The sequence below is a fragment of the Halorientalis marina genome (assembly GCF_023028345.1).
In the GTDB taxonomy this organism is placed as follows: Archaea; Halobacteriota; Halobacteria; order Halobacteriales; family Haloarculaceae; genus Halorientalis; species Halorientalis marina.
In genome coordinates this window covers 2,093,099-2,117,121 of the sequence record NZ_CP095487.1, presented here as the reverse complement: position 1 = coordinate 2,117,121, position 24,023 = coordinate 2,093,099, and the positions used below count along the sequence as shown (strand labels likewise).

Annotated in this window: 21 protein-coding genes; 13 read left to right on the top strand and 8 right to left on the bottom strand. The window is 65.5% G+C overall.

Annotated features, from left to right (window positions below):
- Positions 1 to 17: 17 nt before the first annotated feature.
- From MUG96_RS10730 to MUG96_RS10715, 4 genes are all read right to left on the bottom strand, one after another.
- Positions 18 to 1,136, bottom strand: coding sequence for a hybrid sensor histidine kinase/response regulator (locus MUG96_RS10730; protein WP_246982536.1), 1,119 nt, complete (start codon positions 1,134 to 1,136; stop codon positions 18 to 20).
- Positions 1,137 to 1,139: 3 nt separating this feature from the next.
- Positions 1,140 to 1,628 (bottom strand): response regulator, encoded by a 489-nt coding sequence (locus MUG96_RS10725; protein ID WP_246982535.1) that lies wholly within the window; start codon positions 1,626 to 1,628, stop codon positions 1,140 to 1,142.
- Positions 1,629 to 1,641: 13 nt separating this feature from the next.
- Positions 1,642 to 3,963 (bottom strand): PAS domain-containing protein, encoded by a 2,322-nt coding sequence (locus MUG96_RS10720; protein ID WP_246982534.1) that lies wholly within the window; start codon positions 3,961 to 3,963, stop codon positions 1,642 to 1,644.
- 67 nt (positions 3,964 to 4,030) lie between these two features.
- Positions 4,031 to 5,107: a phosphotransferase family protein gene (locus tag MUG96_RS10715; RefSeq protein WP_246982533.1), complete on the bottom strand. Its 1,077-nt coding sequence runs from the start codon at positions 5,105 to 5,107 to the stop codon at positions 4,031 to 4,033.
- Positions 5,108 to 5,255: 148 nt separating this feature from the next.
- Here MUG96_RS10715 and MUG96_RS10710 point away from each other — a divergent pair, with 148 nt between their 5' ends.
- Both MUG96_RS10710 and MUG96_RS10705 read left to right on the top strand, forming a co-directional pair.
- Positions 5,256 to 6,470, top strand: a complete 1,215-nt coding sequence (locus MUG96_RS10710) for an acyl-CoA dehydrogenase family protein (protein ID WP_246982532.1) — start codon at positions 5,256 to 5,258, stop codon at positions 6,468 to 6,470.
- A gap of 50 nt (positions 6,471 to 6,520) precedes the next feature.
- Positions 6,521 to 8,209: a rhomboid family intramembrane serine protease gene (locus MUG96_RS10705; protein ID WP_246982531.1), complete on the top strand. Its 1,689-nt coding sequence runs from the start codon at positions 6,521 to 6,523 to the stop codon at positions 8,207 to 8,209.
- Positions 8,210 to 8,726: 517 nt separating this feature from the next.
- Here MUG96_RS10705 and MUG96_RS10700 read toward each other — a convergent pair.
- Positions 8,727 to 9,347: an METTL5 family protein gene (locus MUG96_RS10700; RefSeq protein ID WP_246988671.1), complete on the bottom strand. Its 621-nt coding sequence runs from the start codon at positions 9,345 to 9,347 to the stop codon at positions 8,727 to 8,729.
- A gap of 237 nt (positions 9,348 to 9,584) precedes the next feature.
- Here MUG96_RS10700 and lipP1 point away from each other — a divergent pair, with 237 nt between their 5' ends.
- The gene (gene lipP1, locus MUG96_RS10695) at positions 9,585 to 10,526 is read left to right on the top strand and encodes a LipP1 family hormone-sensitive lipase (protein WP_246982530.1); all 942 of its coding nucleotides are present in this window, start codon (positions 9,585 to 9,587) and stop codon (positions 10,524 to 10,526) included.
- A gap of 23 nt (positions 10,527 to 10,549) precedes the next feature.
- The gene (locus MUG96_RS10690) at positions 10,550 to 10,930 is read left to right on the top strand and encodes a DUF4112 domain-containing protein (protein WP_246982529.1); all 381 of its coding nucleotides are present in this window, start codon (positions 10,550 to 10,552) and stop codon (positions 10,928 to 10,930) included.
- Positions 10,931 to 10,967: 37 nt separating this feature from the next.
- Here the strand turns inward: MUG96_RS10690 and dph2 are convergent, their stop codons facing one another.
- A complete protein-coding gene (gene dph2, locus MUG96_RS10685; protein WP_246982526.1) occupies positions 10,968 to 12,035 on the bottom strand; it encodes a diphthamide biosynthesis enzyme Dph2 in 1,068 nt (355 codons plus the stop codon).
- Between the two features lie 82 nt (positions 12,036 to 12,117).
- Positions 12,118 to 13,521: a hypothetical protein gene (locus tag MUG96_RS10680; protein WP_246982525.1), complete on the bottom strand. Its 1,404-nt coding sequence runs from the start codon at positions 13,519 to 13,521 to the stop codon at positions 12,118 to 12,120.
- A 135-nt stretch (positions 13,522 to 13,656) separates the two neighbouring features.
- On the opposite strand from MUG96_RS10680, the gene MUG96_RS10675 reads away from it, so the two are divergent.
- The 7 genes from MUG96_RS10675 to MUG96_RS10645 all read left to right on the top strand — a co-directional run bounded on the left by MUG96_RS10675 (position 13,657) and on the right by MUG96_RS10645 (position 21,412).
- Positions 13,657 to 14,052, top strand: a complete 396-nt coding sequence (locus tag MUG96_RS10675; RefSeq protein WP_246982524.1) for a YlbF/YmcA family competence regulator — start codon at positions 13,657 to 13,659, stop codon at positions 14,050 to 14,052.
- A gap of 62 nt (positions 14,053 to 14,114) precedes the next feature.
- Complete coding sequence (locus MUG96_RS10670; protein ID WP_246982516.1) at positions 14,115 to 14,801, top strand: histidine kinase N-terminal 7TM domain-containing protein; 687 nt, start codon at positions 14,115 to 14,117, stop codon at positions 14,799 to 14,801.
- 39 nt (positions 14,802 to 14,840) lie between these two features.
- Positions 14,841 to 15,674 (top strand): MBL fold metallo-hydrolase, encoded by an 834-nt coding sequence (locus MUG96_RS10665; protein ID WP_246982514.1) that lies wholly within the window; start codon positions 14,841 to 14,843, stop codon positions 15,672 to 15,674.
- Between the two features lie 112 nt (positions 15,675 to 15,786).
- Entirely contained in the window at positions 15,787 to 17,049 is a 1,263-nt protein-coding gene (locus tag MUG96_RS10660; RefSeq protein ID WP_246982512.1) for a hypothetical protein, read from the top strand.
- A 69-nt stretch (positions 17,050 to 17,118) separates the two neighbouring features.
- Positions 17,119 to 18,015 carry a phosphoribosyltransferase HisG-related protein gene (locus MUG96_RS10655; protein WP_246982510.1) on the top strand — a complete coding sequence of 299 codons (897 nt, stop codon included), beginning with the start codon at positions 17,119 to 17,121 and terminating at the stop codon, positions 18,013 to 18,015.
- A 1,955-nt stretch (positions 18,016 to 19,970) separates the two neighbouring features.
- Positions 19,971 to 20,363 carry a DUF5805 domain-containing protein gene (locus MUG96_RS10650; RefSeq protein ID WP_246982508.1) on the top strand — a complete coding sequence of 131 codons (393 nt, stop codon included), beginning with the start codon at positions 19,971 to 19,973 and terminating at the stop codon, positions 20,361 to 20,363.
- Positions 20,360 to 21,412, top strand: a complete 1,053-nt coding sequence (locus MUG96_RS10645; RefSeq protein WP_246982506.1) for a tyrosine-type recombinase/integrase — start codon at positions 20,360 to 20,362, stop codon at positions 21,410 to 21,412. Before MUG96_RS10650 ends, MUG96_RS10645 begins: the two co-directional genes overlap by 4 nt.
- Before the next feature lie 90 nt (positions 21,413 to 21,502).
- Here the strand turns inward: MUG96_RS10645 and MUG96_RS10640 are convergent, their stop codons facing one another.
- Positions 21,503 to 21,928 (bottom strand): hypothetical protein, encoded by a 426-nt coding sequence (locus MUG96_RS10640; RefSeq protein ID WP_246982504.1) that lies wholly within the window; start codon positions 21,926 to 21,928, stop codon positions 21,503 to 21,505.
- A 546-nt stretch (positions 21,929 to 22,474) separates the two neighbouring features.
- Between MUG96_RS10640 and MUG96_RS10635 the strand changes: the two genes are divergently transcribed.
- Positions 22,475 to 23,245 carry a helix-turn-helix transcriptional regulator gene (locus MUG96_RS10635; protein ID WP_246982502.1) on the top strand — a complete coding sequence of 257 codons (771 nt, stop codon included), beginning with the start codon at positions 22,475 to 22,477 and terminating at the stop codon, positions 23,243 to 23,245.
- 49 nt (positions 23,246 to 23,294) lie between these two features.
- Positions 23,295 to 24,002, top strand: coding sequence for a dolichyl-phosphate hexose transferase (locus MUG96_RS10630; RefSeq protein ID WP_246982500.1), 708 nt, complete (start codon positions 23,295 to 23,297; stop codon positions 24,000 to 24,002).
- The last annotated feature ends 21 nt before the right edge of the window (positions 24,003 to 24,023 follow it).

Genomic DNA, 24,023 nt, shown 5'->3' with positions numbered 1-24,023 from the left:
GAGTGGGGTGAGTCGTCTCACGCCGCCGCGAGTTCGAGGACGACTTTCGCGCCGCCTGCCTCGCTGTCCCCGATCTCCACCGACCCGCCGTAGGTATCGACCATCGCGCCGACGAAGTAGAGGCCGAAGCCGGTCCCGGTCGACTGCGTACCAGTCTCTCCTCGCTCGAAGACCCGCTCGCGTGCGCTCTCCGGGTATCCCGGCCCGTCGTCCGCGATAGAAATTCTGACGGTCGAGTCCGTCCGCTCAGCGCGGACCTCGATGCTGACGCCCGGGTCGGCCGACGCGTCCGCGTCGGTACCGGGGCCACCACCGCTCGCGCCGCCGTGTTCGACCGCGTTGGTCAAGATGTTCCCCAGCACGTCGCTCAGGAGGTCGTCGGCCAGCACCGTCACCTCCGGGACCTCGATGTCGATACTGACGTCGTCGGCTTTTCCGCGGACGCGCTCGGCTTCGGCCTCAACGAGCGGCCCGAGCGCCATCGCCTCCAGTTCCGGTTCGTCGTCGGCGGTCAGCGTGTCCAGCGTCGAGCGGACCTTCGCCGTGAGGTCGATGATGTTGTCGCTCCAGTGGACGATGGTCTCGGCCTGTTCGCCGTCGTCGCCGTCCAGCCGTTCTTCGAGTATCTCCGCCCGCATCTTGATGACGTTCAGCCCGTTGAGCATATCGTGCCGGAGGATGGAGTTGAAAAACTCCATCCGCTCTTTCGTCCGCTCCAGTTCCCGGGTCCCTTTGCGGCGTTCGATGGCGTACCGAAGCGACCGCGACAGCGAGTCGCCGGTTATCTCCCCCTTGACGAGGTAGTCCTGCGCCCCGCTCTGGATGGCCTGGATCGCCCGTTCCTGGTCGTCGAGTCCCGTGAGCACGATCACCGGCGTCTCCGGCTCGTCGGCCATCAGTCGGTCGAGCGTCTCCAGCCCGGAACTGTCGGGAAGCCCGAGGTCGAGAAAGACCACGTCATAGTCCGTCGCCGCCAGTTCATCACGGCCCGCAGCCAGCGACTCGACGTGGGTGATGTCGTCCGGGCTGACGAGACCGGTGAAACTCTCGTCCCGGAACGTCAGTTCGAGGAGCTTCGCGTCGCCGGGATTGTCCTCGATCAGGAGGACCTCTTCGATGTTCTGCTGGAACCCCATCGGTCACTCCGACGGCGTCTTCACGACCGTCAACCAGAAGTCCTCGATGCGCTCGACCACGTCGATGAAGCCACCGAAGTCGACCGGTTTGGTCAGGTAGGCGTTCGCGTGGAGGTCGTACGACTTCACCACGTCCTCCTCGGCCGAGGAACTGGTCAAGACGACCACCGGAATCCGGCGCAGTTCCGGGTCCGATTTCACGTCTTCCAGGACCTCCTTCCCGTCCTTGCGGGGCATGTTCAGGTCCAGAAGGACCAGGTCCGGGCGCGGTTCGTCGGTGTACTCGCCCTCCTGGCGGAGGAACTTCATCGCCTCGACGCCGTCCTCGACGACGTGGAGGTTGTTCAGCACGTTTCCGTTCTCGAAGGCCTTCCTCGTGAGTTTCACGTCACCGGGGTTGTCCTCGGCGAGCAGGATCTCGATGGGCTGGGTCCGCTGGTCGGTCACGAGAGCGCCCTCCGGTCCCACGGGTCGGTACGTCGCCGTCGGCATCTGTCAGTCGCTATCATGGTAGTGTCGTCTCCGTCGTCTTCGGAATCGTGAACCGGAACGTGGCACCGTCGCCGGGCGCGGAATCGACCCAGATGTCGCCGCCGTGCCGGTGGACGATCCGTTCACAGACCGCGAGGCCGATCCCGGTGCCGCCGGGCACCTCGCTCCCGCGGTGGCCGCTTTTGAATATCTCGAAAATCCGCTCCTGGTCCGCCTCGGGGATGCCGACGCCGTCGTCGGCCACGGCGAACTCGATGCTCTCGTCGCCTTCCTGGGCGGTGATTTCGACCGTCGGCATCCCGTCGCAGGCGTGATCGATAGCGTTCTCGATCAGGTTCTGGAAGAGCTGTCCGAGCTGCGTGCGGTCGGCCTCGACGGTCGGGAGGTGACTCGCTCGCACCTCGGCGCCGGTCTCCTCGATGCGGAGGCTCAGGTCGCGGCGGGTCTCGTCGACGACCGCCGCCGTGTCGGTCCGCGTGAACTCCTCGCCCTGTGTCTGGACGCGGGAGTACGCGAGCAGGGCCTCGATCATCGCCTGCATCCGCTCGGCGCCGTCGACCGCGAAGTCCATGTACTCCCGGGCCTCGCCGTCCAGCTCCTCACCGTACTCCGTTTCGAGCAGGTCCACGTAGCTCGACACCATACGCAGCGGTTCCTGCAGGTCGTGGGAGGCGATGTACGCGAACTGCTGCAGGCTCTCGTTCGAGCGTTCGAGTTCCTGGCGGTGGGTCGCGAGTTCCTGCTCGCGCTCGGCCCGCTCCAGTGCCGCCTCGGCGTTCCCGGCCAGGATTCGCACGAGGTTCAGGTCCGCGTCCGAGAACGGTTCGACCGCACCGGAGCCCACGTGCAACATCCCGAACTCGCCCAGCGGGACCATCGCAACGGTCCCGAGCGGCGCGTCCTGCTGTGCGGGGTCGTCGAGCGCCGCGTAGTCATCGACCACGCGAACCGATCCGTCCTCCAACACGGACATCTCGGTCGTTCCGGGGCCGATGGTCGGGAGTGCGTCGGTGGCGTCCGTCGCGTCCATCGCGTCGAGGACGCTGTCGGTCGCCGCGAGCGGCTCGAGCACCTCGGCGTCTTCGTCGCACGTCCAGATGCCGGACAGCGGCTCGTCCAGTACGTCCCCGGCGATGTCCATCACGGTCCGGCCGACCGCGGCCGGCGACCGGGCGTCGATGAGGTCGTTCGTGGCGTCGCTCATCGCTTCTATTCGGCGCTCCTGGCGTTTCTGCTGGGTGATGTCGATGGTGACGCCGATGACGCGCTCGACCTCGCCGTCGCGCTCGATGGGGCGGAACCAGATCTTGAATACCACGTCGTCGAGTTCCTGGATCGAGGTCACGTCCTCGCCTTCGGCGGCCCGTTTCACGTCCCGCTGGAGGGCGGGGTCGTCGGCGTAGGCCTCGTAGAGATTCTGTCCGACGAGCTCGCCGGGTTCGAGGCCGTAGGCGCTCAGCCCCTTCCCCTGTGACATCGTCACCGTCCCGTCCGGGTCGTAGGAGAACACGACCATCGGCGCGTTCTCGATGACGGTCTGGAGACGGTCCTTCCAGGCCTGCAGTTCCTGCTCCCGGGTCTTCAGCTCGGTCACGTTCTGGGCGACGGCGATGACCTCCTGCACGTCGCCCCCCTCGTCCCGGACCGGTTCGAGATACGTCTGGAATTTCTTGCCCCCGAAGTCGAGTTCGGCCTCGGTCGCTGTCCCGTCCAGCGCGCGGCTCACGCTGTCCGTGATCTCCGGGAAATCCTCGTACAGCTCGAAAACGGACTGACCGACCGCGGTGTCGGGTTCGAGGTCGGTGGCGCCGAACGCTGCTCCCCTCGCCTCCGAGACCGTCCCGTCCTGCTCGATGACCAACAGCGCCAGCGGCGCGTTGTCCAGGATGGTGCCCAGACGCGCCTGGTTCCGCTGCACGGCTTCGAGCCGACGGTTCTGCTCGGTCACGTCGATCCCGTGTGCCACGAGCGTCTCCACGGTGCCGTCCTCGTCACGGACCGGCCGGATCGTCCCCTCGACGTCTATCGCCCGTCCCTCGGGGCTGACGTGTGTCGCGTCGAACTCGACTGTCTCGCCGCTCCGGGCCGTCGCGACGGCCGCTTCGATCCGCTCCTGGAGGGACTCGTCGTGGTCGAACCACGGCCCCTCCCAGAACGGCTCGCCGAGGAAGGTCTTCGGGTCGACGCCGGAGAAGGACCGGACCGCCTCGTTCACCCGGCGAACGGCCCCGTCCGGGTCCAGCAGGCCGACGAACGAATCCGCGGTGTCGAAGACCGCTTCGAGACTGCGCCGCTCGACTGCCCCAATCTGTTCGTCGCCCTGTCCGCTAGCCATACCGAACTATGGCGACGTCCCTACAAGGGTGTACCGGGCGAGTTATCGAAACGAATAACGGGGCGGTTCAGAGCGGTTCTTCGCCGTCGATGATGCGCACGGCGCGGTCGGCGAGCGCGGGGACGCCCTCCTCCATCTTGGGGTACAGCGGGTCGTCGCTGTTGCCCTCCAGGTACCGGCGGAAGAACATCTCGCCGAGGCCGGCGAGCTTGTAGACCGCCAGCGTCCGGTAGAACTTCTCGTTCTCGAAATCGATGCCGGTTCGTTCCTCGTAGCGGTCGACCAGTTCCCGGCGGGTGAGGTAGTCCTCGCCCTTCATGAACGTGGCGTTGAGCGAGGTCGTCGCGTTCGGCGGGTCCGGGTCCTTCGCGTCCCACCAGTAGGACAGCATCCAGCCGAGGTCGGTCAGCGGGTCGCCCAGCGTCGACATCTCCCAGTCGAAGATGGCGTTGATCTCGGGGGGAGTCCCCGGGGCGTACATCACGTTGTCGAGCTTGTAGTCGCCGTGGACGAGCGTGTGGGGATGCTCCTCGGGCGCGTTCTCCTGGAGCCACTCCATCACGTCGTACAGCTGTGGGACCTCCCGTTCCTCCGCGGTCACGGAGAAGGCCCACGTGAGCTGTTCGCTCCAGCGTTTGACCTGGCGCTGGGTGAACCCCTCGGGGTAGCCGAACTCGCCCAGGCCGACGGCTTCGTGGTCGACCTCGTGAATTTCGGCCAGCCGGTCGACCAGTTCCTCGCCGATGGCCTCGCGGTGCTCGGGCGTCTCGAACCGCTCGGGGAGCTCGGTGCGGATCACGTCGCCATCGGTCCGCTCCATCACGTAGAAATCGGAGCCGATGACGTCGTGGTCGTCACAGGCCGCGACGGTCGTCGGGACCTCGACGCTCGTGTCCTGGAGCGCGTCGACGACCTTGTACTCCCTGAGCACGTCGTGGGCGTTGTCCGCGGTCTCGCCGGGCGGGGGCCGCCGGATGACCAGTTCCTGCTCGCCCCAGGTCACGAACAGCGTCTCGTTCGAGTGTCCCTCCTGGTGGCGGCGGACGTCGTACTCCTCGACCGTGCCGAGTTGGTCCTCGAGATACGACGCGAGTTTGTCCTCGTCGACGATTCGCCGGAAATACTCGTCGCTGGTGTCGCTCACGTGCGATCCCTCCCGCGGCCGATAGTCTTTTCTGCTAACATTGTTAGACCGATTCGCGCTCATGGTACGAATAAGTGGGGGTTCGTCCGAACCGCCGCCGGCATCGCCGACCCACGAGTTTTACAATGTTGTGTTCCGAAGGAAGGCTATGGTAGTCGACTACGAGGATTCACAGCGAGCGTCCGAACTCGAAGACCGCGCACGAGAGTTCGTGGAGAACGAAGCCATCCCGGTCGAGCGGGAACACCAGGGACAGGGGCCCGTGAGCTGGGACGTGATCGAGGACCTCCAGGAGAAAGCCAAGGAGTACGACATCTACTGTCCGCAGATCGACGAGGAACACGGCGGCATGGGCGAGGACTTCCGCGACGTCCTCCCCCTGTTCGAGCAGGCCGGCCGGTGTCTGCTCGCGCCGATGGCGATGCGCGTCGACGCCCCCGACGAGGGCAACATGCACACCCTCGAACTCGTCGGCACGGAGGAACAGAAAGAGCGGTTCCTCGATCCGCTGGTCGAGAGCGAGATTCGTTCGGGCTTCTCGATGACCGAGCCGATGGCGGGCGCCGGCTCGGACCCGAAGATGATGAAGACCACCGCCGAGAAAGACGGCGACGAGTGGGTCATCAACGGCCACAAGTGGTGGACCACGCAGGGCGACGAGGCCGACATCCTCCTCGTGATGGCCCGCACCGACATGGACGCCCACCCCTACGAGGGCACGTCCATCATCGTCGTCCCGTCGGACGCCGACGGCGTCGAGATCGTCGAGTCCACCCCGCACATCGGCCAGGACCTCATTCCGGAGGGCCACGCGGAGATCCGATACGACAACGTCCGCGTGCCCGAGGAGAACCTGCTCGGTGCCGAGAACGCCGGCTTCGCCATCGCACAGCAGCGACTCGGCCCCGCGCGCCTGACTCACTGTATGCGCTTCTCGGGCATGGCCTCCCGCGCGCTCGGCATCGCGAAGGAGTACATGCAGGAGCGCGACGCCTTCGGCGACTCCCTGTCGGACAAGCAGTCCCAGCGGTTCCGGATCGCCGAACAGGAGACCCAGCTCCACGCCGCGCGGACGATGGTCCGTCACGCCGCGGAGAAGATCTCCCAGGGCGAGGAGGCCCGCATCGAGGTCGCCATGTCGAAGTACTACACCGCGAACGTCGTGCAGGAGACCATCGACCTCGCCCTGCAGTCCTGTGGTGGCTCGGGCATCTCGAAGCACCTGCCCATCGCGGACTTCTACGAGGCCAACCGCGCGTTCCGCATCGTGGACGGCGCCGACGAGGTTCACAAACGCTCCATCGCCCGTGCGGCCTTCGAGGACGTGCCCGAGGGCGAACTGGAGAACCTCCCGCGGTTCTGACGGTCGAGTGAGCCGGAACTGACATACCCGCGGCGTCCGAGGATCCGGCCATGGCACCGGTGCCGTCGCCCGTGTCGGTCCCGTCGTGGCTGCCGCTCTGGCCGCTCGCCGTTCTCGCCGGCGTCGCCGTTTCCGTCGCAATCCTCCTTCGATTGACCGGCTGGAACGCCCGCTGGCGACGGGTTCTCACCGAGCGATTCGTCCTCGGCGTCCCCTGGGGAACCGTCCTCACCGGTCTGGGCGTCCTTGCCGTCTATCTCCTCCTCCAGGGCGGCTGGCAGCACCCGAACGACCCGCTCGTCGTCCCGTTCCGTGCGTGGTCGTACCTCTACCCGCTCGGCATCGTGACGGCACCGTTCGCGCACAACGGTCTCGGCCACCTGACGGGGAATCTCGTCGCGACGCTCGCATACGCACCCCTCGTCGAATACGCGTGGGGTCACTATCCCGAGGAGTCCGTCTCTGCGGACTCCCCGCTCGCGTCCCCCGCCGTCCGCGTCCTCGCCGTCCCGGCGGCGGTCCTCGTCGTCGGCCTGCTCACCGGGCTGTTCGCGGTGGGTCCCGTCATCGGGTTCTCCGGCGTCGTCTTCGCGTTCGCCGGCTTCGCCCTGGTGCGGTACCCGATCGCGACGGTCGTCGCGATGGCCGGCCGCGGCGTCATCGACCTCCTCTACACCGCCCTGCGGAACCCGGTGACGGAAGCCAGCGGCGGCGGCCGGTCGTTCGGGACGCCCTGGTGGGCGAACATCGCCATCCAGGGCCACGCGCTCGGTCTCTTCCTCGGCGTCGCCCTCGGCTGGCTGTACGTGACACGCCGGGACCGTCGGCCGTCGCCGGGGCGACTCTGGCTCGCCGCGCTGATCTTCGCCGTCGGCCAGTCGCTCTGGGCGCTGTACTGGTACCGCGGCGGCGTCACGTACGTCCTCTTCCGGGGGGCGGGCGTCGTCGCGGTCTTCCTGCTGGCGGCGCTCGTCACCGCCGCGGTGACGGCCGGCGACGGCCTCCTCGTCGAATCGGTCGGCCTCCCGGGAACCGACCGCTCGGTCACGGTCGACCTCCACGGGCGGGAGGCCGCAGTCGGGCTCTTTCTCGCCCTCACGCTCGCCACGGCCGCCGCAGCGATTCCGATCAACCTCGCGACGGTCTCCGGCGGCCCGACCGGCGACGGCGTCCAGGTCAGAGGCTACGAGATAACCTACGCCGAAGACGTCCCGGACCAGTACGTCTCGGCCGTTCCGATAACGGCGTTCGGCGAGACGACGCAGGTGAACACGAGCGGGGTGATCGTCGTCAACGAAGGCCGGAAGGTGTTCCGAACGGCCATCTCGAAACCGCGGCTCGCCTTCCAGGGGAGTGGGTCGGTCACCGTCGGGGGACTCGGCTGGCGGCGGACCGTCGACGTGAACCGACAGGCGTGGGACCCGGTCGGCAACGGCAGCGTCTACAAGGTGTTCCTGAACCCGCCCGACGGCGACCGCCGGCTCGTCTTCACCTCGGACCCGAAGACGGCGGAGCCACGGGTCGGGGGCCGCCGGGTGTCGGTTCGGCCGTCCCGGCAGGCGTTCGACCTGGTCGTCCACGGCGGGAACGAGACCCTCGGCGAGACGACGCTCCCGACCGAGGGGTCGAACGTCACCGCTGGCGGGCTGACGTTCAACAGGTCCGGGGGACGGGTCTTCGCCATCCGGGACGGCACGCGCGTCAGGATCGCGGATAGCTCGGGGCGCGGGAACGGGTGAGAACCCCCGGCTCAGACCCCGAATGCTACAGCTCCGCCAACGCAAAACAGTACCGACAGTTCCTGAAGCTGGTGGACGTCTCAGTAGCCGCCTTCGTTCTCGAAACACCGACCGCATTTATCGGCGCTCGTCATAGTGTTTGATTCCTCGACGGTGGTGATTTCGAGGTTATCGTGGGCCAGATGGTGGTGAATCCCACATTCGGTCTGTAAATTCGAATCCGCCCAGGACATGCTCTTCTCGCATTTGTGGACCGTATATGTGACCTCGTTCAGAATCACATCCATGCTAACAAGTAACGTAGACTCCTGTGGTAGCATTACTGCCTGGTACACAATGGTATTCGTTCACTGGTTGGCGCGACAGCGGGGCCATCGGCCGATACGGACCGTCCGTCTCGCACGGGCCGTTCCGACGAGGGTCGTATTCGACGATTCACCGATCGGTAGTGGAGTGAGAACCCGCAGGTCCACGGTTGCCGAACCACTGGGGAGAACGAGCGGGGCGCCCCGGACTGTTACCAGTCGATGCGGAACACTTCGGCGTCGATGACCTGCGTGTCGGCGTCGTGGTGGTCGAACTGCCGTGGAAGCTCGAACTCCGCGCCGAACGCGTGGGTGACCTCGCCGCCGTTGTCGCCGGCGAAGGACTCGACGAACTCCCTGCTACCGGCGTTGTGGATCGAGTAGGACACGTCCGCGACCGCGGCGGCCGTCGCGAGGAACGCCCGGTCGGCGTGTTCGTTGCCCGACTGCGCGCCGAACGGCGGGTTCATGACGACCGTCGTCTGCTCGGCGTGTCGGAGAGGGGCGTCGGTCGCGTCGCCGCGGACCCACTCGACGTTCGTCGTCGAGGCCACTTTCCGTTCGTTCTCCAGCGCGGTGTCGAGCGGGTCCGGATCGATGTCGAGTCCGACGACACGTGTCGGCCCCCGCAGTGCCGCCCCGAGCGCGAGCATCCCCGTTCCACAGCCCAGGTCGACGACCGTGCGGTCCTCGATGTCGCCCTGGAGGTCGGCGGTGTGGACGAGATGTGCGGCCAGTTCCGGCGGCGTCCGGTACTGCTCCAGGGACACCGTCGGGTCCTCGAACCCCGCGACGATAGCCAGCCGCTGAGTGAGGCCGCTTTTCGTACTCACGACCGCGTCCCTCCCGTCCACTGCAGGGGCCGCCCGCGACTCGTGTTCATTCATCGGGCATACATTCCGCGCATTCAAAAACCTTTGTGAATGTCTGTCAGTTATAGCACGGTTGGCACGGCGGGTCGATACCGGTCGTCGTTCGTATCGATACCGTAGTCGTTCGTGCCCCCTCTGGTTAACGGCGTAAGAGGAAACCAGGGATACTGTTAACATCTTCCCATTCGATGGGTGGGTATGGCAGACCAGCCCCATCCACAGGTACGGACGATTCTGCAGATGCTCGACGACCAGCCGGTGCCGCCGACGTACGCGGTGGCGGTCGACGACGCACGCGAGCAACTCGAAGCCCTGGCCCAGATGCGCGACGGCGAGGAGGTGGCAAACGTCGAGAACTTCGATATCGGCGGGCCGGAGGGGCCCGAGGGGTCGCTCCCGGTCCGCGTGTACTATCCCGAGGGGGACGGGCCACACCCGACACTCGTCTACTTCCACGGCGGCGGCTACGTCCTCGGGAGCCTGGAGACACACGACGCGCTCTGTCGCGCGCTGACCAACGCCGCGGAGTGTGCCGTCGTCTCGGTGGACTACCGCCTCGCGCCGGAACACCGCTTCCCCGCGGCGGTCGAGGACGCCTTCTTCGCCGTCGAGTGGGTCGCCGAACACGGTGCAGCCGTGGACCTCGACCCAGCGCGAATCGCGGTCGGCGGCGACTCCGCCGGCGGAAACCTCTCGGCCGCGGTCACGCTCGTCACGCAGGACCGCGACGGCCCGGACCTGGCCCACCAGACCCTCATCTACCCCGCCGTCGACTCCCCGGTCACCGGCGAGTACGACTCCTACGAGGAGAACGCTGAGGGCTACTTCCTCGAACGCGAGGGGATGGAGTGGTTCATGGAACAGTACGTCGACGACGAGATTCACCTCCGTAACGAGTACTTCGCGCCCATCCTCGCCGATCTCTCGGGGGTCCCGCCGGCCTCGGTCGTCACCGCGGGGTTCGACCCGCTCCGGGACGAGGGGCAGGCCTACGCCGCGAAACTGGAGGCTGCCGGTGTCGAGGTCCACACCCACCACTACGAGGACATGATCCACGGCTTCGCCAACATGGTCGACATGGTCGACGCCGCCGGCGACGCGGTCGACGCGCTCGCCGCGGAACTGGCGGAATCGTTCTAAACGCCGGGCCCGTACCGGCGACCGTGACCACGAACGCCCACACGACTGAATCGCCGAGCGAGCGACGGAAACGGCGCGCGCTCGACCGTGCTCGGCGCGTCGGCTACCTCCTGGACGAGGCCTTCGAAGTGCCGGTTCTCGGCTACCGGATCGGTCTCGACCCGCTGATCGGCCTCGTTCCGGTCGCCGGTGACGCGGTCGCGGCCCTGCTCTCGATGTACGTCGTCTTCGAGGGCGCCCGCGCGGGCGCCTCGTTCCCGCTTCTCTTCCTCATGACGCTGCTCGTCGTCGTCGATTTCGTCGTGGGCTCGCTCCCGCTGGTCGGCGACCTGTTCGACGCCGTCTGGAAGGCAAACGCCTGGAACGCCCGGCTTCTGGAGCGCCACGTCGCGGTCGACGGCTGAAAACGGCCGGCGAGCGACCGTCCCGTCGGGGGGACGCTCACCAGGTCCCGTGGAAGGTGTCGAAGGAGAGTTCGTCGAGCGGTTTCTCGCCGATGGCGATCTCGTACTCGCCTGGGGTGAGCATCGGTTTCTTGAACTGCGGGCCGTCGTCGGTCGTGATGCGCGGACAGCCGGTGTTGACGTAGGCGTCGAAGCCGAACTGGGTGAGGCGGTCGGGCGTGATCTCGTCCATCGTGACGAGGTAGGCGTCCTCGTTTTCCTCGACGATCTCCTGGGCCTGGTCCCAGCGGCCCTGGCCGATCTTGGTACAGAAGATGACGCCCCACTGTTCGGCGTCCATGGCCTTGTGAACCGACGCGTAGCGCTGTTTCAGGAACTTCTCCGGATCGGCGATGGTGACGACGTTGTTGACGGGATCGGCGATGACGACGTGCTTGTCGGGGTGTTCCATCGCCAGGCCGAGCGGGTGGAACTTCCCGCCGCCGACGTAGAGGATCTGGTCGGCGTCGACATCGGCGCTGGCGTAGTTACACCCGAGGACCTGCCCCTCGTGGGTCAGGCGGTCGTCGCCACGGCGGGTGTGGATCTCGTAGCCGCGGTCTTCCATCCACGCGCGCATCTCCTCGAACTTGTTCATGTGCTGGGCCGTGGTGACGAGGCCCACGTCCGGGTCGTCCTCGGGGTCCGCGAGGTCGTCGAGCGATTGCTGCATGATCGGCTCGACGTCGACGTTCGAGAACAGCGGGACGTAGATGATCTTCTCCGACTCCTTCATCGGCGAGTGGCCGAAGTGGACGAACACGTCCGTCCGGCGCATGAGGAAGGTATCGAGGTCACAGGCGCCGTAGCAGGGCTGGCCCGAGGTCATGACGGTGACGTCCTCGGGGAGGTGTTCGCGGAGGTCGTCGGTGACGTTCGATGCCCGCCGCTTCAGTCCCTCGGGGAACTGGAGGCCGACGGTCTCGGCGTCCCGTTCGTCGACGGCCTCGACGATGCGGTCGATTTCGTAGTCCCACTCGCGGTCGTGTTTGAGCGACAGCCCCGTGTTCCGGAGATCGCCCGCCGTGCGGTCGTCCGGATCGGTTTCCGCCCGGTCCTGACTCATTGCCCCATCGTATCCGCTCGGCGCGTAAAACGACGGCGCTTCGGGCCGACCGCCGACGTGTGTGCGCTCGACGAGTCCGCGCTCAGCGGACGCTCCCACGCCGCAGGAGGATGCGGAACTGCTCCGGACGGAGTCGACGGCCGGCCGCGTACAGCGGCACCGACAGGAGCGCGCCCAGGAGCGTGGACACGGCGAGCGTCGAGAGGACTGACGTGTCGCCCGCGAGGACGGCGTCGACCACGCCCAGCACTCCCGAACGAGCCGGCTCGGGGTGGTAGGCGCTCGCGATCGTACTGCCAGTCGCCACGTAGCGGTCGAGCCACCCGTCCATCGAGTGACCAGCCACCGCGGCGACCATCGTCTTGAACTCCGCGTACGTCACTGGCCCGTCGTGTCCGTTCATGCGCTCGAAGACGTCCTGGAGCGACCGTTCGCCGTCGGTCGACTGTCGGATGTTGCGGTCGAGCAGGGCGAGCACGCGCGCCCCCTTGCTGTAGGGTGCGCGACCGTCCGCCCAGGTGTCCGGTCGGGTGAGCGTCGCGTCCACGCCCTCGCCGTCGAGGTGGGCGTGCATCTCCCTTGCGCTGATACTGCCCCGTTCGTGAGTGAACCGCGCGGCGTAGTACTCGGCGCTGGCCTCGCGGAACCACTGCATGTCCTCGCTCAGGCGAAAGCTCTGACGCGTGTGGACGTACTCGTGGACCCAGACGTTGTTCGGGCTGTTCACGCGGGAGTCCGCGCGCACCCACGCCTCGTCGCGAGCGGGGAAGGACTCGCCGCCAGCGCGTGCAGGGGCCGTCGGCGCGAACAGCGTCAGCGTCTCGTCGCGGTCACCGACCTGCAGGCGCGCGCTCGCCGCCCGGAGCGTCGCCGCGACCGCCTCCGAGCCCGCGGCCAACTCCGTTCCTGCCGGGCGGACGATCCGAACCTGTTGGCCCTGCAGGTCGTGTGTCTCCACCGTCCGCTCGCCGACCATTGCGTAGCGGTCGCGGTAGGTACCCGACCCGTCGTCCAGGGCGCCGAACTCGTCGCCCAGCGGTCTGACGCTCCGCATCCCGTCGGCTCCCCGCGGCGACCAGCGGGCCACGGCGTATGGGACGCGAGTCAGGGCCCAGCCGTCGCCGGTGACGTACGCACCGTCCCCGCTCCGGCCGGGGGCGTCCACCCGAATGACGACCGATCCGCTCGTCCGGCCGGCCGCCGGAACCAGTCGCGCCCCGTCGTCGGCCCGCTCGAAGCCGTCCGTGTCCGTGACCCTCGCATCCCCGCCCACGGCCAGCGCGAACCGGTCGACCTGCCCCAGCTCGTCGACGCTGATACGGTACGTGATGGCACCCGAATCGTCCTGCGGGGTGGCCTCGACCGCGATTCCGGGCGTCGGCTCCTCGGTCGGTCGCTGTGTCGCGCCGGCGGTGCCGACGCTCGCGACCGCCGCCGAACACACGACGACGGCGATGAGTCCGACCGCGACCGCCCGAGGAACCATTGTTGCCGCCTCCTACCGGCACGGGGAACTGCGAGGTTAAATCCGTATGGCTCACATTATCACGACTGAATTTTTCAAGGTGGTGTGGACGGCGGTTCGGCACTTTCAAAACGCTGAAGCACCAACAGAGGAGTGATGAGCATCGATACGGAGTCGGCGGAGACCACCGAATCGCGGGTCGACGAACTCAGTGTGGAACTCGGCGAGGCCATCGAGGCCATGCCCGAGTACGAGGCGTTCGAAGAGGCGAAAGAGGCCGTCGAGAACGACGAGGAAGCACAGGAACGCATCACGGAGTTCGAGGAGTTCCGCGAGGAGTTCATGCTCGCCCGACAGACTGGCGAGGCGACACAGGAGGACCTGCGCGAACTCCAGCGCAAGCAGGAGCGACTCCACGACATCCCGGTGATGTCGGAGTTCCTCCAGGCACAGAACGAACTCGAACTGCGCCTGCAGGAGATCAACGAACAGATTTCCGCGCCGCTGAAGGTCGACTTCGGACAGAAAGCCGGCGGCTGTTGCGAGGACTGACCGCAGTCGCGGGTTATAAATCCCCCCACCCTGTATAATCGGGCCACGCGGAGGGGGGATCAGTGGCGTTTCAGCTATCAGCACCTATCGTACCGCTGTTCGTCGCGGCGGCCATCGCGGCGGTCCTGTTCGGGCTGACCGTCGTCCAGCGGGGGCGGACGGGGGCCATCCCGATGAGTGGCTTCCTCGGGGCCATCGTCATCTGGACCGTCTCCTACGGGCTTATGCTCGGGACGACGGACCCCCAGTCCCGGCTGATCTGGTTGAACCTCCGGTTCGTCGGCCCCACCGTGGCGACGCTGTCGATTTTCGTCTTCGCCGTCCAGTACACCGGCCGGGAGAGGTACGTGACGCCCCGGAACGTCGCCCTGCTGTCGGTCGTCCCGCTCGTGACGAATGCCCTCGTCTGGACGAACGCCGGGAGCATGATGTTCCAGTACGTACGCGTCGTCGCACCTGTGGGCGAACTCGTCAGAACGGAGGTCGTCTACGGGCCGTGGTTCTGGGTCCACACGGCCTACTCGTACCTGCTCGGGATGGGCGCGGTCACGCTCTTTCTGGAGAAGTGGCTCCGGATCGGGCAGTCCGAGAGCGAGGAGCGGTTGACCCGGAACCTCCTGCTGGCGACCGTCATTCCCTTTTCGGGGAACCTGATCCACCTGCTCGGCCTCTCCCCGCTCGACCTCGCCCCGTTCGGGTTCGTCGTCAGCGGGGCCTTCATCCTCGCGGCTATCGCGCTGCACTCCTGACTCGAAACCCTCTTTGTGCCGTCCCGAGCAGTCGCGGGCATGACGATTCACAGCGACTGGGGCGACTGGCTCCCCCGCGCGATAGCCGACACCGACCCGGACGGCGTCGCGCTCTGGTATCTCGGCTGTAACGGGTTCGCGCTGAAGGCCGCCGACGGGACGACCGTCTTCGTCGACCCCTACCTCGGGACCGGCGACCCCGGGCGGACGACGCGGATGATTCCCGTTCCCTTCGAGCCACGGGACGTGCGCGAGGCCGACGCCGTTCTCGCGACGCACGAACACTCCGACCACGTCGACGGCCCCAGCCAGGCTCCGATCCTCGCGGAGACGGGCGCCGAGTTCGTCGGCCCGGACGATTCCGTAGCTGTCGCGCGCGAGAACGACTGGACCGACCGGTGGGCCGTCGACGACGAGCACTTTCGGGTCGTCGCGGAGGGCGACACCTTCTCCGTCGGCTCTCTTACAATCCACGTCGAACCGGCGAACGATCCCGATGCGACCCATCCGGTTTCGTACGTCTTCGAGCACGAGGCGGGCACGTTCTTCCACGGTGGCGACGCGCGCCCCGGCGACCCCTTCGAATCGGTCGGCACCGAGTACGACATCGATCTGGGCGCGCTCGCCTTCGGGTCGGCCGGAACCATCCCGGACAAGGAGACCCGCGAACCGCAGTACACGAAGTGGTACAGCGACGAGACGGAGGTGGTCGACGCCGCGCGCCAGCTCGGTCTCGACCGCCTGCTGCCCACCCACTGGGATATGTGGAAAGGACTGACAGCTGACCCGACTGCACTGCACGACCACGTCCGTAGTTTCGCGGCGCCCCGACGACTCGAAATCACCGAAATCGGCGACAGAGTCGATCTGTAGGGTTTCATCCCCGAAATTCGCTCGTGGGGTGAGAAAATTTCAGCGAACGGAGCGGTCCAAAAGAGAAAAATGGGACGTAGCTTTAATATCATTGCTTAACGGACTTGTAGCCATGAGCGAATCGCAGAACTACGAGGAGGTCACCGTCGCCTCGAACGGGATCACGGTCATCAAGACGTTCGAGGCCGACGCCTTTCCGGTTCCGGCCATCGCGTTCCGGATCAAGTCGGACCGGACGGAGCCAGTGACGGTGAGAATCGTCGACGACGTGCCCGAGAACGTCGCCGTCGAGGACCTCGGTTTCCACCCCGAGTACGGCAGCGAGTACTGGACCATCGAAGACGACGAAATTACCTTCGAGCGCGAGGTCGAATCCGAAGAGCAGTACACCACCGTCTACGGCATCCGCGCGACGGGGACCGACGACGTCGAGCAGTTCCTGACGGAACCCGACATCGCGGACGTGGACCCGCCGCTCGAAGACGAGGATGGGGTCGTCGGCGGCAGCGGGAGCGACGTCGTCCGCGACGTGATTTCGGGCAATACCGACTCCGTCCCCGGCCTCAGCGACGAGGAAGGCGGCGACGAGGACGAGGACATCGGGACTCTCGACCTCGCGGACCCCAACTCCGAAGGCGAGGAAGCCGAAGCCGAGGACGACGACGAGGACAAGGCCGAAGCCGAGGATGCCGACGAATCCGAAGCGGAGGACGACGAGGCGGACGAGCCAGAAGCCGAGGAAGCCGAAGCCGAGGACGACGAGGCGGACGAGGCGGAGGCCGAAGAGGCAGATGCCGCGAAGACGAACGGTGTCAGCGGTGACATCGAATCGGTCGCTGCGGCGCTCGCGACGGAAATCCGCGAGGGCGAGGTCGACGACGACGACATGGAGGTCCTCCAGGACGAACTCGAAATCGAGGCGAGCGGCGGGACGGACGGTGCAGCCATGGACGCCCGAATCGGGAAGCTCCAGACGAACGTGGCCGACATGGAGGCCTATATCGACGCGCTGGAGGAGTTCCTCGAGGAGAACGGCCAGGGTGAGGACCTCATCGAGGATGTCCAGAGCGGTCTCGACGACCTCGAATCCAAGATGGGCGAGATCGAGGACGGAATCGAGGACAACGCCGACGATATCGCCTCGCTGGAAGGCAAAGTCAACAACATCAAAGGCGATATGCAGTCGCTGAAGGGCGACGTGAAAGACGTCGACGACAGCATCCACGAGATGCAGTCGACCATCGACGACCTGGAGGGCGACCTCGACGACATCGAGGGTGTCTCGGACACCATCGAGGATGTCGAGGACGATATCGTCGAACTCCAGGAGTGGCGCGAACAGCTCAGCAACGTGTTGGGCGCACAGGGCGACTGACGGCGACGGTGACCTCGACGTCGCTTCGAACCGGATTCGTTTTACTGTCGGCTCTACTCGAATCGCTCAATGAGTACCGTCAGGGTTGCCGTGCCGCGCAAGGGGCGGCCGCTGGAAGCCGTTCTCGAACGGCTCGCGGATCGGACGGGGGCGACCGAGAGCGCGGACGAGATCATCTCGACGCTCCGCTACGAGAAAGCAATCACGAAAGGGAACCAGACGGCCGACCGTTCGGTGTACGACCGACTCGCGGCGTACAGCGACCTCTCCTCACCCGAGGGACCCGAGTACACGCTCCTGCGAGACGACCGGGACGGGATGCCGCGCCGCATCGTCTTCGACAGCGTGCGGATGGAACTCGGGGACGTGGACGTTCATCTCGTCGGCCGCGAGGAGCCGTTCCGGGCGCTCCGGAAACACGAGTTCGCACTGGGGTTCGACAGCGCCGACCTCGTTCTCGAGGAGGTCGTCGAACTCACGCCCGACCCGCTGACCGATCTGACGGAAGTCAACGACCGCATCGATCCCCACGACACCGACGTCCGGGTCGTCTCCGGTCTCGGTGATACGGTGTGGCATACGCTGCTCGCGACGCCCGAAACCGTCGACGCCAGCGACTACCCACTGACCCGAGAACTCGTCGAAGCATACGAAGGGACGCTCTGCATCTCGCCGCGGTACGAACGTCTCGTGGAGGCCGTTCTCGGCACCCGTGCCCTCGACGGTATCGAGTTCGCCTACACCGAAACCGGTGCGGAGGAGGAAGCGGCGATCGCCGACACCGGAATCGGCGTGTACCTTACGGTGACTGGGACGACGGCCCGGGAGCACGGACTCGAACTCGGCGAGCAACTGTTCCCGAGCGAGACGGTACTGCTGGAGAACGCGGCCGAACGGGACCCGGTCGTCGAACGGGCTACCGAACTGTTCGTCGGCGACGGACTGGAGACGGAACTGGCAGTCTGACGCCGCTCACTCGTCGAGCACCGATTTCCGGAGGGAGCACGTACACCACGGATCGTCGATTCTTCTCGGTCACTTCGGCAGCGAAACGTCGTCTCTGAGACATCGAGTCCGACGCCATTCTATATAGCGACATACAGTTTACGAGTTCGTAGAGCGGCACGTAAAATCAGAAAATATTGGTAAGTCAGATTATAGAATGGGGGAATGTTGTCGAGTGTATCAGTTTGGGACGGCAAAGACGTCTCGCTTCGGGTGTCCACGTCGCTGCAAGAACCACGCGGCGAGAGCAGAGATGCAGCCCTTATGACGTTGAGGAGCCTGGACGGACGGCGACAGCAGCGAGGCGCTTCCCGCCTCGGTCGCACGCCAGGACCTTCGAGCTACGTGGATGGCCGTTTGGGCGTCCGCTGTCACCTCCAATTGACGATGCGGTCGCGACGAGGGGTAGTAGACATCCTAGTGGGCGTAGATCACCCAGGCGGCCGGCTCGTCACTAAACGAGCCGGCCGATAAGTGAATGGTCCGCCGACGTTCACCAGCGCGAAGCTCTCGTACAGCCGGCCTGAAGCCGCTCAATCCGGTGACGGCGCAGGCGTAAGTCTCGCGGGTTACGAGACCGCTGTCCAGCTCGACGGTGAGCGGTGCTGGTGTGTGTGACGGTATATTCCGCACCCATTCCAGCGCGGCGTGTTCAGCGGCCACGACACCGATCCAGCAGCAGTGGTCCTGCGTCGGTTCATCGATAAACAGGATGTCAACGATAACCCCGGAAAGACCCCGGCTTTCTGCTGCGCTGCACGAGAGCCCGACTCTCGCGACACGCCGTGGTTTTCGTCGATAGCTATTGCTACCCAAGGATCCTGGCTCGCTCGGGAGGGAGGTGTCGGTGGGGCCCCACCGACCGAACCACACTGGGGTGGTTTCGGATTCCGGTTCCCGCCGACCGAGTCCATTCTGGTGGGTGGGCAACTGGCAGACCGTCAGAGAACGATGTCGTCGATTTCGCCGCTACTGCAGCCGTCAGCGGTCGATCAGGCATAGGAAGGTAACATCCTGAGGAGCCATCTGGACGGAGTAACGATTCCGAGAGGCGGCCGGAGCCGGGCCAAATGAACCATTGGATGCATCCATGCCAGTGAGCATTCTCACGGCGAGTATCACGTAAAAAGCCACGTGTGTTGCCTATAGTAGTCACCAGAAGTCTTCGCTCACTGTGTGGTTCAAAAGGGGGATTCGGCCCGAAAGCCGTCCTGTTGACGCTCGTGACCGGTGAGAATTTCTGCTGACTACTATAGGCTCCTGACTCACCAGGTCGACAGTGGGAGACAGGTGGCTGGGGGCGGGCCAATTACAGTTAGAGCGAAGGAACGGTCGGCTGTTTCGTGCGGACGTGTGCGCGTGGGGGCAGGGAGAACAGCACGAATCCTGGCCCAACAGTGTAGCCACTACCACGGTTGCCATCGGCCGAACCGGACTGTAGATGAACGTACTGCTGTCGAGAGGAGCAAGACCGACCTCCAATCCCCGCCACATCTCCCGACGTCCAGAATCGTTGTCGGATCCGTCCCGCCGTTCACACGCTACGAAGACCGAATACGTCGACGCGCGCGCAGAATTTCGGTGACGGGCAGGCGCGCCCCGCGTACGAATCGACTCGCGGGCTCGTCCGTGGACGAGACACTACCGTTCGGACGTCAGTGACGAGGAGCTGAACAACACTGTTCTCCAGAGGTAGCAAGTGCCCACACATCGTTCGACTACCCCCTCCAGCGAACGTGTGCCGCGGAGCCGACATTACATTATCGTCGAGTGTAGAACCAGACGTTGCTCCGATGGCAAAATATCTACCCCCAAATAAAATAATGTACTGTATTTTGGCGCTATATCCATCGATAAAAACCCTTATCGACGAGACTGGGGAAGATTGATGTGAGGGGGGGTTCGAAGTGAGAGGTATGGTCGCAGACGGCGTGGACACGGAGCGGGCAGCAGTGAAGACCTACGTCCCTGCCTATCAGAAGGCCGAGTGGCAGGCGCACGCTGACGACCTGGACATGAGCCAGAGCGAGTTCGTCAGGACGATGGTACAGGCCGGCCGGCGGGAGTTCGACCTCGATCCCGTCGAAGGGGAAGATACCGACGCCGACCCTAGGGGTTACGACCTCGAAGAGGTGGTCCTCGACGTTCTTCGATCTGGCGGGCCGAAGTCGTGGGACGACCTGCTCGCGCAGTTGACCGAGGACATCGAGGACCGTCTGGACGAGACACTCAGTGACCTCCAGAGCGAGAACCGAATCGAGTACAGCGGCCGTGCCGGCGGGTACAGGCTCACGGAGGGTAGCGGATGAGTGCCGGTGATGTCGCCGACGCTGAGAGCGGCGACGGTCCTATCGACCGATTCCTCGAAGAACTCACGTTCCACGGGAAAACCGAGCGGACACGACGCGCATACGACCGCGTCCTCTCACGCTTCGAGGCGTTTCTGGCCGACCCCGAGCGGAACCCCCGGGGAGAGCCGGTGACACCTGCTGACGCCGGCCGCCGGGAGTGTATGGCCTGGATCCATACGCTCCGCGGCGATCTCGAGTCGAGCACCGTCGCCACGTACGCTTCGTATCTCCATCGATTCTACAGCTACATGACCGAGATCGGCGCCTTCGAGCACAACCCGATGACCGTCGTCCGTGAGGAGATGGACGAACGAATCGACACGGATCCCGCCAGACGGGACGTCTCGGTGCCGGAGATGCGGGAGTTCGTCTCGACCGTTCGCCATCCGCTCGAACGGGCGGTGATCGTTACGTTGCTCAAAACCGGTATGCGTGTCGGTGAGCTCTGTAATCTCGACCTCCGCGACTGTTCGCTTGCAGTCGAGACGGGAACGCTCCCGCTCGGGGACAGGGCACAACTCGACGGTCGTGGAAACGCCCTCTATGTCGCCAGCGAGATCAGCGTCGGCGATCACGTGAACGGCGAGCGCCGAACGGCAGCGAACAAGCGGAAGCGCGGGACGGTAGTGCCCGTCGATGCCGAACTCGGTCGGATACTCCGGGAGTGGCTTCTGGTGCGGCCCGATGCGGTGACCGGGAACGGGCTCTTTCTAAGTACCGGCGATGCCTGGGGCGAGCGGTTGACGCCGTCGATGGTGCGGGCCACTGTCCGCGACCACGCCGAACGGGTCGGTTGGTACAGGCAGGGTGGCGGCGCCCAGGAGAACGTCACGCCACACTACTTCAGACACTTCTTCACCACACACCTCCGGGATCGCACGGGCGACCGTGGTATCGTGAAGTACCTCCGCGGCGACGTCGCCTCCGACATCATCGATACCTACACCCACGACTGGGGGACACGCGTCCGAGACACCTACGAGGCTAACATCTATTCGTTGCTCTGACGAATACGTCCTTTCTGAAACAACGAAAGCCGTGACTGCTGGCGACGCATAGCCAACTCGTAAATCGTATGCCGCTATATCGAATCGGTGTCAGAGCCCGGGCGGCAGGTCCGACGAGGAAAGCAGTTCTGCGGCCCGCTCACGGTCCAGCGGATTCGTCTGGGTGTTCGTCAACCCGTCACCGCCGTAGGGCACGTCCGCGTCACTCGTGGTTTCACCGATAACTGCGCCGGTGGTCCCTGATGGCTCGTCGCGTCGATCGTGGTCGGCCCCCTGGGATCGTTCTCGAACGTGTACCCTTCCAACTGCGAAGTTGCGTCCTCGGGCACGGTACTCCCGGCGGCGTCCGTCGCGCCCGTCAGGACGGCGGCTTCCGTCGCGCCCGTCAGGACGTGGCCCCTGCCTAGGTGCTCCCGCCGGCGAAGGTAGGGCAGCCAGCACCTCGCTGTCGTCCCGGTAGGCCCCACGGTAGCGGTCGACGAACGAAGCGATTGCGTAGGTCGTGTGCGTCGTCACCGCGTTCATTCGAAGCAAGTTCGATACCCCGGCCGCGCGCCCGTCGTCGCTCTCAACCGCCTCGTCGTCCCCGCCCGTGAGCGCCGAGCAGCCGGCCCACCGGAGATGGCCGCGCCGTTGCTATAGAGTACGTCCCGCCGCTCGTCATCCATGCCAAATCTCTCGACAGAACTGACGAAATACTGTGCCGGCTATCGGCGAACCGTCCGGCAGCGTCACGACTGTCGAAGGAGTCAGCGGGAACGGTACCAGGAGACCTGCGTGGGCAGTCCCGGCAGGGTGGGCAAGCCCTGCCGGGTGGGCATGTCTCGGGCGGACTTCGACGAACGACCGGGGCAGGCCCGCTCGTGCTGCCGGGGGTACGTGGATATATCCACGGCAGCGAGCGAATAATCTACAGCCAATCTATTAAACACACGAGTTTTTTACCGTGAATTTTTCCAGGAGGAGGCGACTGGTGAAGCTCACGGAGACAACTCCGATACCCCTGGAATCAGAAATATCGATAACGAGGGAACTAAGCAGGGACGTATCGAACCGCCGAGTATGGTAGGGGGCCGAACGCACGTCGAGTTCGTGACCGGGTCGTCGGTCCGCTCGGACGTGTTGCGTGCAGTGGTGGACGGAACGCGGTCGACATCGTCGCTCCTCGACGAGGTCGACGCGAGCGAGTCGGCAGTCTACGGAGCAGTCAACGAACTACGCGACCGTGGGCTGTTGACCGAGAACGGCGACCTGGCCGTAACCGGTGTCGGCGAAATCGTCCGAGACGTGCTGACGACGCTCGACGAGACCGAAGCGTTGTTGACCAACGACCCGGCGTACTGGCGGAGCCACCGGGTCGACGTCCTTCCGGAGCGGTTCCGGACCGACCTGTCGGCCCTGGCGGGCTGTGACATCGTTCGGGCGACGGAGACCGACCCGCATCGGGCCGTCAGGACCGTCGCTCGTCGCCTCGAGGACGCGGACCACGTCTCCATCGCGACACCGATCTACCAGGACGAGTACGCGATGCAACTTCCGGCGGTCGACGAGATTCGACTCCTCCTGAACACCGCTGTCGTCGAAGATGCGACCGCGGACGCAATCGAAGGCGGCATCGAGCCGCCGGCGGATGCCCGGCTTCGTGTCGGCGACGTCGGGTTCGCGCTCACGGTGACCGACGATGTTGTCATGCTCTCGCTGCCGGAACTCGACGGGGGGTACGACACCGGGAGCGAACTCATCGCCGAAAGCGACGACGCCCTCGACTGGGGCCGCCGGCTCTACGAACACTGCTGGGAGCGAGCGACCCCCGTCGAGTCGTTCGCCCACTGATTTTGGCGAACCTAAAAGTTCAAGCATCCGGAGCGGAGAGAGGCAAGCGATGGCAACCGCGACGGCAGTCGAGGACGAGGCGTTCACGTTCGACGACGTGAGCGTCGTCATGGGGACGTACAACGAAGCGGCAGCGATCGGCACGGTCCTGTCGGACATCGACGACGTGACCGACGGACGGGCAGAGGTAGTCTGTGTCGACGGGTCCAGCGACCGGACCCCGGAGATCGCTCGCGAACACGGCGCTCGCGTCATCGAACAGGAGCCACAGGGGTACGGCGTCGCCGTCGAGGCGGCACTCGATGCCGCTTCCCGGCCGGTGATCGTGACCACCGACTGTGACGACACCTACCCGATGAACCGGCTCCCCGACTTCCTCGAGAAAGTAAACGAGGGGTACGACGTGGTCAGTGGCGATCGGCTCTACCACGGCGCGGACGCGATGCCGCTTTTCAATCGCCTGGGGAACCACGCCTTCGCCGCGCTGGCGAGCGTTCTCCTCGGCGAACGCATCCACGACACGACGACGGGGATGCGAGCGTACCGGAGCGAAGTGATCGAGAAGATCCGCTGGACCGAAAACACCGGGCTGTCGGCGGAACTCCTCATGCGGCCGCTCGCACGCGAATACGACGTCTACGAGATGCCCATCGAGTACGCAGAGCGGAAGGGCGAGACGACGCTCGACCCCATCTCCGGTGGCTGGGACATCGCGCGGTCGATCTGTACCGTCGCCATCGAGGAGCGGTTCCGGTAACGACGGTCGTGCACCCGGTCG

What these genes read in the sequence shown, in the direction of transcription:
- MUG96_RS10730 (WP_246982536.1), bottom strand. Translation starts at nt 1,136, where the DNA reads ATGGGGTTCCAGCAGAACATCGAAGAGGTCCTCCTGATCGAGGACAAT.
- MUG96_RS10725 (WP_246982535.1), bottom strand. Translation starts at nt 1,628, where the DNA reads ATGCCGACGGCGACGTACCGACCCGTGGGACCGGAGGGCGCTCTCGTG.
- MUG96_RS10720 (WP_246982534.1), bottom strand. Translation starts at nt 3,963, where the DNA reads ATGGCTAGCGGACAGGGCGACGAACAGATTGGGGCAGTCGAGCGGCGC.
- MUG96_RS10710 (WP_246982532.1), top strand. Translation starts at nt 5,256, where the DNA reads ATGGTAGTCGACTACGAGGATTCACAGCGAGCGTCCGAACTCGAAGAC.
- MUG96_RS10705 (WP_246982531.1), top strand. Translation starts at nt 6,521, where the DNA reads ATGGCACCGGTGCCGTCGCCCGTGTCGGTCCCGTCGTGGCTGCCGCTC.
- lipP1 (WP_246982530.1), top strand. Translation starts at nt 9,585, where the DNA reads ATGGCAGACCAGCCCCATCCACAGGTACGGACGATTCTGCAGATGCTC.
- dph2 (WP_246982526.1), bottom strand. Translation starts at nt 12,035, where the DNA reads ATGAGTCAGGACCGGGCGGAAACCGATCCGGACGACCGCACGGCGGGC.
- MUG96_RS10680 (WP_246982525.1), bottom strand. Translation starts at nt 13,521, where the DNA reads ATGGTTCCTCGGGCGGTCGCGGTCGGACTCATCGCCGTCGTCGTGTGT.
- MUG96_RS10675 (WP_246982524.1), top strand. Translation starts at nt 13,657, where the DNA reads ATGAGCATCGATACGGAGTCGGCGGAGACCACCGAATCGCGGGTCGAC.
- MUG96_RS10665 (WP_246982514.1), top strand. Translation starts at nt 14,841, where the DNA reads ATGACGATTCACAGCGACTGGGGCGACTGGCTCCCCCGCGCGATAGCC.
- MUG96_RS10660 (WP_246982512.1), top strand. Translation starts at nt 15,787, where the DNA reads ATGAGCGAATCGCAGAACTACGAGGAGGTCACCGTCGCCTCGAACGGG.
- MUG96_RS10655 (WP_246982510.1), top strand. Translation starts at nt 17,119, where the DNA reads ATGAGTACCGTCAGGGTTGCCGTGCCGCGCAAGGGGCGGCCGCTGGAA.
- MUG96_RS10650 (WP_246982508.1), top strand. Translation starts at nt 19,971, where the DNA reads ATGGTCGCAGACGGCGTGGACACGGAGCGGGCAGCAGTGAAGACCTAC.
- MUG96_RS10645 (WP_246982506.1), top strand. Translation starts at nt 20,360, where the DNA reads ATGAGTGCCGGTGATGTCGCCGACGCTGAGAGCGGCGACGGTCCTATC.
- MUG96_RS10635 (WP_246982502.1), top strand. Translation starts at nt 22,475, where the DNA reads ATGGTAGGGGGCCGAACGCACGTCGAGTTCGTGACCGGGTCGTCGGTC.
- MUG96_RS10630 (WP_246982500.1), top strand. Translation starts at nt 23,295, where the DNA reads ATGGCAACCGCGACGGCAGTCGAGGACGAGGCGTTCACGTTCGACGAC.